Origin of the sequence: Candidatus Angelobacter sp., from assembly GCA_035607015.1 — a bacterium.
In the GTDB taxonomy this organism is placed as follows: domain Bacteria; phylum Verrucomicrobiota; class Verrucomicrobiia; order Limisphaerales; family AV2; genus AV2.
This window is the reverse complement of sequence record DATNDF010000119.1, coordinates 1-8,298: the sequence shown is the minus strand read 5'-3', so window position 1 is coordinate 8,298 and position 8,298 is coordinate 1. Positions and strand designations below refer to the sequence as shown.

The 8,298-nt window shown below is 58.2% G+C and carries 8 protein-coding genes; 4 read left to right on the top strand and 4 right to left on the bottom strand.

Annotated features, from left to right (window positions below; translation table 11 throughout):
* The 4 genes from VN887_05030 to VN887_05015 form a co-directional block, all read left to right on the top strand.
* Positions 1–822, top strand: an 822-nt coding sequence (locus VN887_05030; GenBank protein ID HXT39366.1) for a hypothetical protein, incomplete at its 5' end; no start/stop codon positions are given.
* Positions 823–850: 28 nt separating this feature from the next.
* Complete coding sequence (locus VN887_05025; protein HXT39365.1) at positions 851–2,131, top strand: hypothetical protein; 1,281 nt, start codon at positions 851–853, stop codon at positions 2,129–2,131.
* Between the two features lie 279 nt (positions 2,132–2,410).
* The gene (locus tag VN887_05020) at positions 2,411–3,511 is read left to right on the top strand and encodes a sugar kinase (protein ID HXT39364.1); all 1,101 of its coding nucleotides are present in this window, start codon (positions 2,411–2,413) and stop codon (positions 3,509–3,511) included.
* 155 nt (positions 3,512–3,666) lie between these two features.
* Positions 3,667–4,506 carry a DUF5666 domain-containing protein gene (locus VN887_05015; GenBank protein HXT39363.1) on the top strand — a complete coding sequence of 280 codons (840 nt, stop codon included), beginning with the start codon at positions 3,667–3,669 and terminating at the stop codon, positions 4,504–4,506.
* A 60-nt stretch (positions 4,507–4,566) separates the two neighbouring features.
* On the opposite strand, the gene VN887_05010 is transcribed toward VN887_05015, so the two are convergent.
* The 4 genes from VN887_05010 to VN887_04995 form a co-directional block, all read right to left on the bottom strand.
* The gene (locus VN887_05010) at positions 4,567–5,874 is read right to left on the bottom strand and encodes an MFS transporter (GenBank protein ID HXT39362.1); all 1,308 of its coding nucleotides are present in this window, start codon (positions 5,872–5,874) and stop codon (positions 4,567–4,569) included.
* A 217-nt stretch (positions 5,875–6,091) separates the two neighbouring features.
* A complete protein-coding gene (locus VN887_05005; GenBank protein HXT39361.1) occupies positions 6,092–6,619 on the bottom strand; it encodes a hypothetical protein in 528 nt (175 codons plus the stop codon).
* On the bottom strand, positions 6,616–7,569 hold the full coding sequence (locus VN887_05000) for a D-2-hydroxyacid dehydrogenase (GenBank protein ID HXT39360.1): 954 nt from the start codon (positions 7,567–7,569) through the stop codon (positions 6,616–6,618). Before VN887_05000 ends, VN887_05005 begins: the two co-directional genes overlap by 4 nt.
* Before the next feature lie 54 nt (positions 7,570–7,623).
* Positions 7,624–8,298, bottom strand: a 675-nt coding sequence (locus VN887_04995; protein ID HXT39359.1) for an aldolase/citrate lyase family protein, incomplete at its 5' end; no start/stop codon positions are given.

Below are 8,298 nucleotides of genomic sequence, written 5' to 3'. Positions count from 1 at the left end.
CTCAATGGTTACGAATCGCGCCGCAAGGAATGCATCGCCGGATTAAACGCTGCAATCGAACATCGATTGCAGTCGCTCATCGTTCACACACCCGGACTCGAACAGGCCCGCGTCGTCGCTGCTGTGAAACGTCTGTATCTGGAGCGGCTCAGGCTCGGCAATCTCATCGTGAAAGAACCGCTTGCGGCTGCGGCCGAAGAGCTGGTTTTGACACAGGCGATCGCCGACGCGGTTTCGTGGGCCGGCACGACGATTCCTGGACGCTTGGACGCGTTCGTTCGGAAGCTCGCCGAATACGAACGGTGGCGCGTCCGATTGAATCTTTCGGACGATGGGATCGGACAGTACGCGGCAAAGGGAAAACTGGTCGCGCACAATTTGAGGTGGTTGTCACTGGCTGTTCTCGGGGCGCCCGTCGCGCTGTACGGATGGCTGCATCGTTTGCTGCCCGGCGCACTGGTGAAACTGGCCGTCACCCGCCTGACGCAACCCGTCGCGCGCAAAGCACAAACGCCGCACGCCTCGATGCTGGTCGGTATCGTGTCCTTCGGTCTTTTCTATTGCCTTTACATCGGACTGGTCCATCGCTGGCTCGGCTGGCCATCCAGTTTGTGGTACGCGCTCTCGCTGCCGATGGCTGGATTGATTGCGCATTACTACACGCGCGAGTTGCGTCAGTTCACCGACGCGTTGCGCACGACGCTCGTTCTGCTGCGCGCGCCGTTCGTGGCGAAACGACTGGCACGATTGCAAGATGAGCTGATTGATGAAATCGAAACGTTGCGGCGGGAGTATCGCCGCGTCTTGCAAGGCGGTCCCTGAACGGCCATAGATTGATTGTAACTTGATTATGGACATAGCCACGAATGCTGTGTTGACGGCGATGCTCTTGCACGTTTCGGGCGCGGTGAAACCCTTGGATCTTCCTTTGGAGACACCACTGGAACCGTCGAAGGTAAGGTACTTTCGTGTGTTCCCGGAATATGCAGGGTCGGATGTCCGGTTGAGGGCGGCGCTTCGTTATGAGGGGGGTTACTGGTTCCGATACGGTTGGGGCATCATTGATAGCTTCGAGACCACCAATGCCTATACTACACTTCAGGATCCCCGCGAGCTGGATCGCCTTGTCGGCGAAGTTCGATACACGGAGGCGCAATGCCTCGCGAAGTTTAAGGATACTCTACGAGCACTAGGCCACACCAATCTCGCAATGCTCGACAAATCTCCGACCGTCAAAGGCCCGATCAGGTTCGATGACAAGGTGATTCCACGATACATCTTTGAATGGTCCGACCCGAAAGGAAGATTACCGCAATGGATGAAAGTGGTAATGGCAGAGGTTAACGCAGAACAATTGAGAATTGAATGCTTTAGGCTGATAGCGGATGACTTCCAACGTATGCCTTGGCCCATCACTTTTGGCCAGACGAATCCACCACCTCCGTCCAAGCCGCCATCCAAGATGGTCAGCACGGAACTGGAAGTCAAAGACGTGAGTCGGGAATACGCGATGGCCCTGATCCGACACATCCTTCCGGAAATCGAGGATTTTGGCCACAAGTTTGGTCCTCCGCTGAATACCACGGTTCAAGAAACGGATATTGTCATGGGCGAGTCGAAAGTCCAGATGCTGCGCGGACGAGTATGGGCGTCACTGCGGTTGAATTGCGGTTACCAGGTGGACTACTGGGCAGGGCGAGTCATGAAGATGCACGCGATGGATGCCTACACTTCAAAGGAGGAGGAAGGGGAACGGCCCAGAGTACAGGAATTCAGTGGCCCTATCCGGGTGACACGCGAACAAGCCGTGGAGAAGGTTCGCAGGTTGGTGCTGGATAAGTTTGCTCTCCCGGAAAAGCCGCTTTATCTCGACGTCGATCCTACATTCCGCTACGCACCAGAGCTTGGGGAGACGAATGGGTTCTGTCGCTACGTTTTTTATTGGCAAAAGCCGGAGACGGAGAAGGAACGAGAAGAACGAAACGCTCGACAGATGATCGCGGACATCTCTGTGTTTGCGGAAGTGGATGCCACCAGCGGAGCAATAAAACTCCTCAGTTTGATGCACCCATCACTCTACCGGCCCGATCCAAAGATCGATGTGCCGATGAATCCGTCGAGTGGGCCGTAGTTGTCCATGGATGTGATGATCTCTTCGCCTTTGACCGGCTTTAGGTCGAATGAAAGCCGTCGTTCGAGTCGTGCGCCCGCAATCCTTGTTCCTTTAAGCTGGAAGGCGATATTGTTTTACCGAGAAGGTCCGTGTTGCTGTTACCATCACGTTCGTAGGTGCGCGGGAAACACACGTAATCCAACCTGCTGACGCCAAAAATGTGTTGAGTTTCCGGGGTCGTTTTCCCAATCTGGCCGCCCGTTCAAGAAAAACATCGAATCTCAATCCAAATCTATCATGGCCGCTTTGACCATCAAACCCGCCGGCTCCTGCAAATACGACCTGCTCGCGCTCGGAGAAATCATGCTCCGGCTCGATCCGGGCGAGGGCCGCGTCCGTTGCGCCCGCGAATTCAAGGTCTGGGAAGGCGGCGGCGAATACAACGTCGCGCGCGGACTGCGCCGTTGCTTCGGTTTCAAGACCGCCGTTGCCACCGCGTTTGCCGACAACGACGTTGGCCGGCTCATCGAGGATTTTATTTTGCAGGGCGGGGTGGACACCGAGTTCATCAGGTGGGCGAAGTTTGACGGAATCGGACGCGAGACGCGTAACGGTCTGAATTTCACGGAGCGTGGCTTCGGAGTGCGTGGCGCCGTGGGCATTCCCGACCGTGGCCACACCGCCGCCAGCCAGCTCAAGCCTGGCGATTTCGATTGGGACAACATCTTCGGCAAACTCGGCGTGCGCTGGCTGCACACCGGCGGCATTTTCGCTGCACTGAGCGACACTACGCCCCAACTTGTCATCGAAGCCGTCAAGAAGGCCAAGCAACACGGGACGATTGTTTCCTACGACCTCAACTATCGTCCCTCGCTTTGGAAATCCATCGGTGGACAGAAACGCGCGCAGGAGGTCAACAAGGAGATCGCCAAATACGTGGACGTGATGATCGGGAACGAGGAGGACTTTACGGCCTGCCTTGGCTTCAAGGTCGAAGGCGCGGATGAAAACCTCCTGCACATTGATGTCACTGCGTTCAAGAAAATGATCGAGACGGCAGTGAAGACGTATCCGAACTTCAAGGCCACCGCCACCACGTTGCGGGCCGCAAAAACCGCCACGATCAACGACTGGGCGGCCATTGCGTGGATGGACGGCAAGTTCTACGAGTCGCGCAAATATCCCGACCTCGAAATTCTCGACCGTGTCGGCGGTGGTGACAGTTTCGCGTCCGGCTTCATTTACGGCCTGATGACGACGGGTGATCCCCAGAAAGGGGTTGATTACGGCGCGGCCCATGGCGCGCTGGCGATGACCACGCCGGGCGACACATCAATGGCGGGCAAGGACGAGGTCGAGAAACTGATGAAAGGGGGCGGCGCGCGCGTCCAGCGGTGATCCAACGCAAGACAATGTATCCAGTTTGTCTTCAGTTGGATTTTGGGGCGATGGAACCGCGGTCCGAAGGTTGCGCCCGTGGATGTTCCGGTGCCCGGAGGTAGGTGAATCCCTGATTGAACGGAGGCTTCCCGCGTGGCATCTAATCTATTGCTATGAAAACCAATATAAAAAGCATGGCCATTGGAATGGCGGTCTTGTTTGCCGTTTCCGCGTGGAGCGCGCGCGCGGATGAACAGGCCGTCATGAAACAGAAGGAGAAATCGTATTCAGGCATCATCGCCAGAGTCGATGCGAAGGAAAAAACGGTCAAACTGAAGGGGATGCTGTTCACCCGTACGTTTAACATCGCCGACAATTGCGAGTTCTCGATCGGCGATAAAAAAGACGCGACACTGGACGACCTTCGAGCCGGCCAGAAGGTGGACGTGCAATACAAGGATGCGAGCGGCGTGCTGGTGGCGAACCGGTTCACACAGCAAGAACTGAGCTACTCGGGCACGGTCCAGACGATCGATCGCAACGCGCATACCCTGAAGCTAAGTCGCAGCGGGTTGCACAGGACGTTCGAAATTGCCGCCGATTGCAGAGTGGTCCTGCGCGATGACCGGAGCGGTTCGCTCGAGGACGTGAAGGTCGGTCACCTGGTGACGGTCGTTTATGAACTGCCGGGAGGATCGCCGACGGCACGGGCAATCGAGCAAACCAGCGCGACGTACGTGGGGACACTTGACGCCATCGATGCCTCGGCGCGTACGGTCAAGGCCAAGCATTTCGTCGGCGACCGGAAGTTCAGCCTCGCGGACCACTGCAAGATCGTCGTCAATGGCAAATCCGACGGCAAGTTGAGCGATCTGCGACTGGGACAGAAACTCGTCCTGAGTTATGACGAGATCGACGGCGTGAATGTTGTCAACCGCATTGCGCAGGCCGAAGAGGCGACGAAGTCAGAAATGAGCGAGGCGGAGAAGCAGGGCGAACGCGCTCAGAAATAAGCGCTTCGTTCGCCGCGGTATTTTTGGCGCGGGGAACCCTCGAGGGTTCCCCGCGGACTTTTACTGTTGCGGCGACATCTGGTGAGTTTTCGATCTGGGCAGGAGAAAGCAAAGCGCCGCCGCGACCAAAAGACCCATTCCGAGCACGGCAAACGGTATGGCGATGCCGCCGGTTTCCTGCTTGAGCCAGCCGACAATGTATTGACCAAGGAATCCACCAAGATTCCCGATTGCGTTCACCAGGCCCATCACCGCGCCCATAACGCGGCGCGGCATGGTTTCGGAGGGAATCGCCCAGAATGGCGCCAACCCGGCGAACGGTCCCTGGATTGCGAAACAGAGGAAAAAAAACGAACCCCAAAACGAATGCTCTTTTAACAACGCGCTTACGATCAGGGCCACGCCGCTGATGCTGTAAACGAGCGCCACATGACCTCGGCGCTCGTGTGTTTTGTCCGAATGACGGGCGTTCAGTATCATCGCCACGACGGCGACGCAATAAGGCACTGCGAACAGAATGCCTTCCTGCAAGCCGCTGAATTTGACATCGGCGCGGTGCAGACTCGAAGTGATGAACAGGTTGCAACCGTAAGCCGCGCAGTTTTGGAGGAAATAGATCGGCAGCATGACGAAGACCGCGGGTTGCAGAAACGCCCTCCAAAGCGGGAGCGGGTTGACCGGTTCAATGTCCGTGGCCTCCTGCCGGAGCCTGGTCTCAATCTCCTCCCGTTCCTCGGGTGAAATCCACTTCGCGTCCCTGGGATGGTCGCGGATAAAATAGAGCCAGATCGGCAGCCAGATGAACGGCAGCGCGCCTTCAATGATGAGCATGACACGCCAGCCTGGCAAACCCGTGCTCTGCGCCCACGAAGTCAGAACCCATTTGTCGAGGATCCATCCGGAAAGCGGCCCGGCCATGACGACGGCGATGGGCTGGCACAAATTCCAATAACCGTTGGCCCGCGCGCGTTCGACCCGCGGAAACCAGTTGGCCAGCAGCACGAGCGTGGCGGGAAAGACGCCGCTTTCGGCCACACCAAGCATAAAGCGCATGATGGCAAATTGGGTGAAACTCGACACCAGTCCGCAGCCCACGGCGCAGATGCCCCACAATACCAGTAAAATGCTGATAACCTTTCGGGCGCTCCAATGGCTGGCCAGATGACCGCCGGGTATTTGCAGCAGCACGTAGCCGAAGAAGAAAATGCCGCCCGCAAGGCCCTTGAGTTTGTCGGTCATCGCCAGATCGCGCATCATCGTGGAGATGTTGGGATCGAGCGCGAGCGCGACGTTGGTCCGATCAATGTACGAAATCGTGTACATGATCAGCGCGACGGGAATGATTCGCAGCCAGCGTTGTTCTTTCATGGTTTCCCGAGGGATTGCGTCGCGTAATTAGCAGAAACGCCGGAGCGTTGTCGATGTTATTTCCCCGGTTTTGTCAACAATTGCCCCGGTTTGTCCGGAGGTTCGAAAGCAACAACGATGGTGCAGTCATCGTACACGAACAGACCGCGCGCGCCGGTCAGTCGAAAAGGCCGGCGTTTGATCGCTCTCTGGACGGGCGCGTCTTCCGAAACTCGAATTATTGCCCGTTCTTATGTGCGGGCGGGGTTTTCGTCAATTGTCGGGTCTGAACGACAACCCCGAAAACAATAAGCGCGAGGAAGAGCAGCGTTGACGCGGTTCGATCCAGAGCCACGTTCTCGCTGATGACGGTTGCACCGGTCAGAGCGGACAGGCCGATCAGCGCCCAGTCGAACAGCCCAACAACGAGGAGGGCGCCGATCACGCCGCCGATGAAAAAGGCAATCCAAGCGAACGATGCGTGATTTGTGCCGAGGGCCAGCGTGTAAGCGAGATATCCGCCAGAGAGAAATCCCGCGATGGCGACGACCGCGCCTTGCAAAAAAACTGAAAGGATCGCGCCAATTATTCCAACTCCGGTCGCGATCAGGATAACTACCGGGCTGATATTTCCCCCGAACCATGCCGTCGCCAGCGTCATGCCGGCCACGAAACCCACGCCCGCGACAAACAGCCAGAACAGGCGGCGCCCGAAAAGCAAAAGGGCCGCGCCAACGATTATATTGATCAGCGGCATCGTGGTCATTTCACGACGTTTTGAGGTTTGCCCGCGATGAAGGCTCGAACATTTGCAACCGCCACCTGCATCAGTCGCGCTCGCGCGGCGCGCGAAGCCCACGCGATGTGCGGAGTGATAAGGCAGTTCTTCGCGCCGAGCAGGGGATTGCTCGAAGGAGGAGGCTCGGCGGAAAGAACATCCAGACCCGCGCCGGCGATGCGGCCGGCGTTCAGCGCGCCGGCCAGGGCGGCTTCGTCAATCAGCGGTCCCCGGCTGGTGTTGAGCAGAAAGGCTGCGGATTTCATCAACCCGAGACGTTGCGCGTTTACCAGATGCCTGGTTTCCGGCGTGAGCGGGCAATGAAGGCTCACGACATCGCTTTCGCCAAGCAGGGCGTCGAGTTCCACGGGACGGACATTCGCCGCGATTTCCCGGGGCGTGCTTCGACTGTTGACAAGCACCTTCATCCCGAAGGCGAGCGCCAGATCGGCGACGGCCCGCCCGATCCGTCCGTACCCGACGATGCCCATCGTCAGGCCATCCAGTTCGACCAGCGGGTGGTCCCAGTAGCAAAAGTCGGGACTTTTCGTCCAGCGCGCGTCGTGCACCGTCCGGGCGTGATGGCCGGCATGTTGGGTCAATTCGAGGAGCAACGCAAAGGTGTGTTGCGCCACGGAGTTCGTGCCATAGGTCGGCACGTTGGCCACGGGAATGCCTCGTTCGCGTGCCGCGATGGCGTCCACAATGTTGTAGCCCGTCGCCAGAACCCCGATGTATTGGAGCTTTGGCAGCGCCAGGATGGATTCGCGCGTGACCGGTGTTTTGTTGGTCAGGACAATGTCGGCACCGACCGCGCGATCGACGACTTCATCCGCCGGTGTGCGATCATGGATCTTGCATTCGCCCAGGGCCTTGAGTTCGTCCCAACTCAAATCGCCAGGGTTTAAAGTGTAGCCGTCGAGGACAACAATTTTCATTTGAGGGCGGCCAGGCTTCCGTGCTGTCCAGGTCGGCCGCGACTCTCCGGCGCTCTAGTATCTCGCGACTGTTTTGCCGGCCCCGAGTCCAAGCGTTTTGGCGAACTCGCCGGCCTTGGCCAGCATCATGCCGGCCTCGCTGGTGATCGCGATGAATTGAAACCCTTCTTTGATCCGCCGTTGCGCCGCCGCGGCGTCGAGAACGTGGATGCCGGGCGCAACGCCGTATTTTTTCGCCGTTTTCAGAACATGCGCCACGGCGTCGGTGAATTGTTGGTCGTCGCTGTCGAACACCGGCCTTTTGCCCATGGAGTTGGTCAGATCGTTCGGGCCGATGAACGCGACGTCGAGTCCGGGAACACTGAAGATTTCGTCAGCTGCCTCGATGGCCTTGACGTGCTCGATCATCGCCACAACCAGGATCTCGTCGTTGGCGCGGGCATAATAGGTCGCCGGGTCGGTGTCGAAATTCGCTGCGTGCATCTGCCCACCAATCGAGCGTTCACCCAGCGGCTGGTAACGCGCGGCGCGGACGGCGGCCTCCGCTTCGGCGCGCGAGTTGACCATCGGCACCACGATGCCATAAGCGCCGGTATCGAGGACGCGTTTGATGTTTTCCCCGGTGTTCCAGGGCACGCGGGCGAGTGGCACACAGTTGTTCCCGGCGATGAGCGCGAAACAGTCGGCTGCAGTTTCAAAGTTGATCGGGGTGTGCTCCAGCTCGACCGT

What these genes read in the sequence shown, in the direction of transcription:
- VN887_05025 (HXT39365.1), top strand. Translation starts at nt 851, where the DNA reads ATGGACATAGCCACGAATGCTGTGTTGACGGCGATGCTCTTGCACGTT.
- VN887_05020 (HXT39364.1), top strand. Translation starts at nt 2,411, where the DNA reads ATGGCCGCTTTGACCATCAAACCCGCCGGCTCCTGCAAATACGACCTG.
- VN887_05015 (HXT39363.1), top strand. Translation starts at nt 3,667, where the DNA reads ATGAAAACCAATATAAAAAGCATGGCCATTGGAATGGCGGTCTTGTTT.
- VN887_05010 (HXT39362.1), bottom strand. Translation starts at nt 5,874, where the DNA reads ATGAAAGAACAACGCTGGCTGCGAATCATTCCCGTCGCGCTGATCATG.
- VN887_05005 (HXT39361.1), bottom strand. Translation starts at nt 6,619, where the DNA reads ATGACCACGATGCCGCTGATCAATATAATCGTTGGCGCGGCCCTTTTG.
- VN887_05000 (HXT39360.1), bottom strand. Translation starts at nt 7,569, where the DNA reads ATGAAAATTGTTGTCCTCGACGGCTACACTTTAAACCCTGGCGATTTG.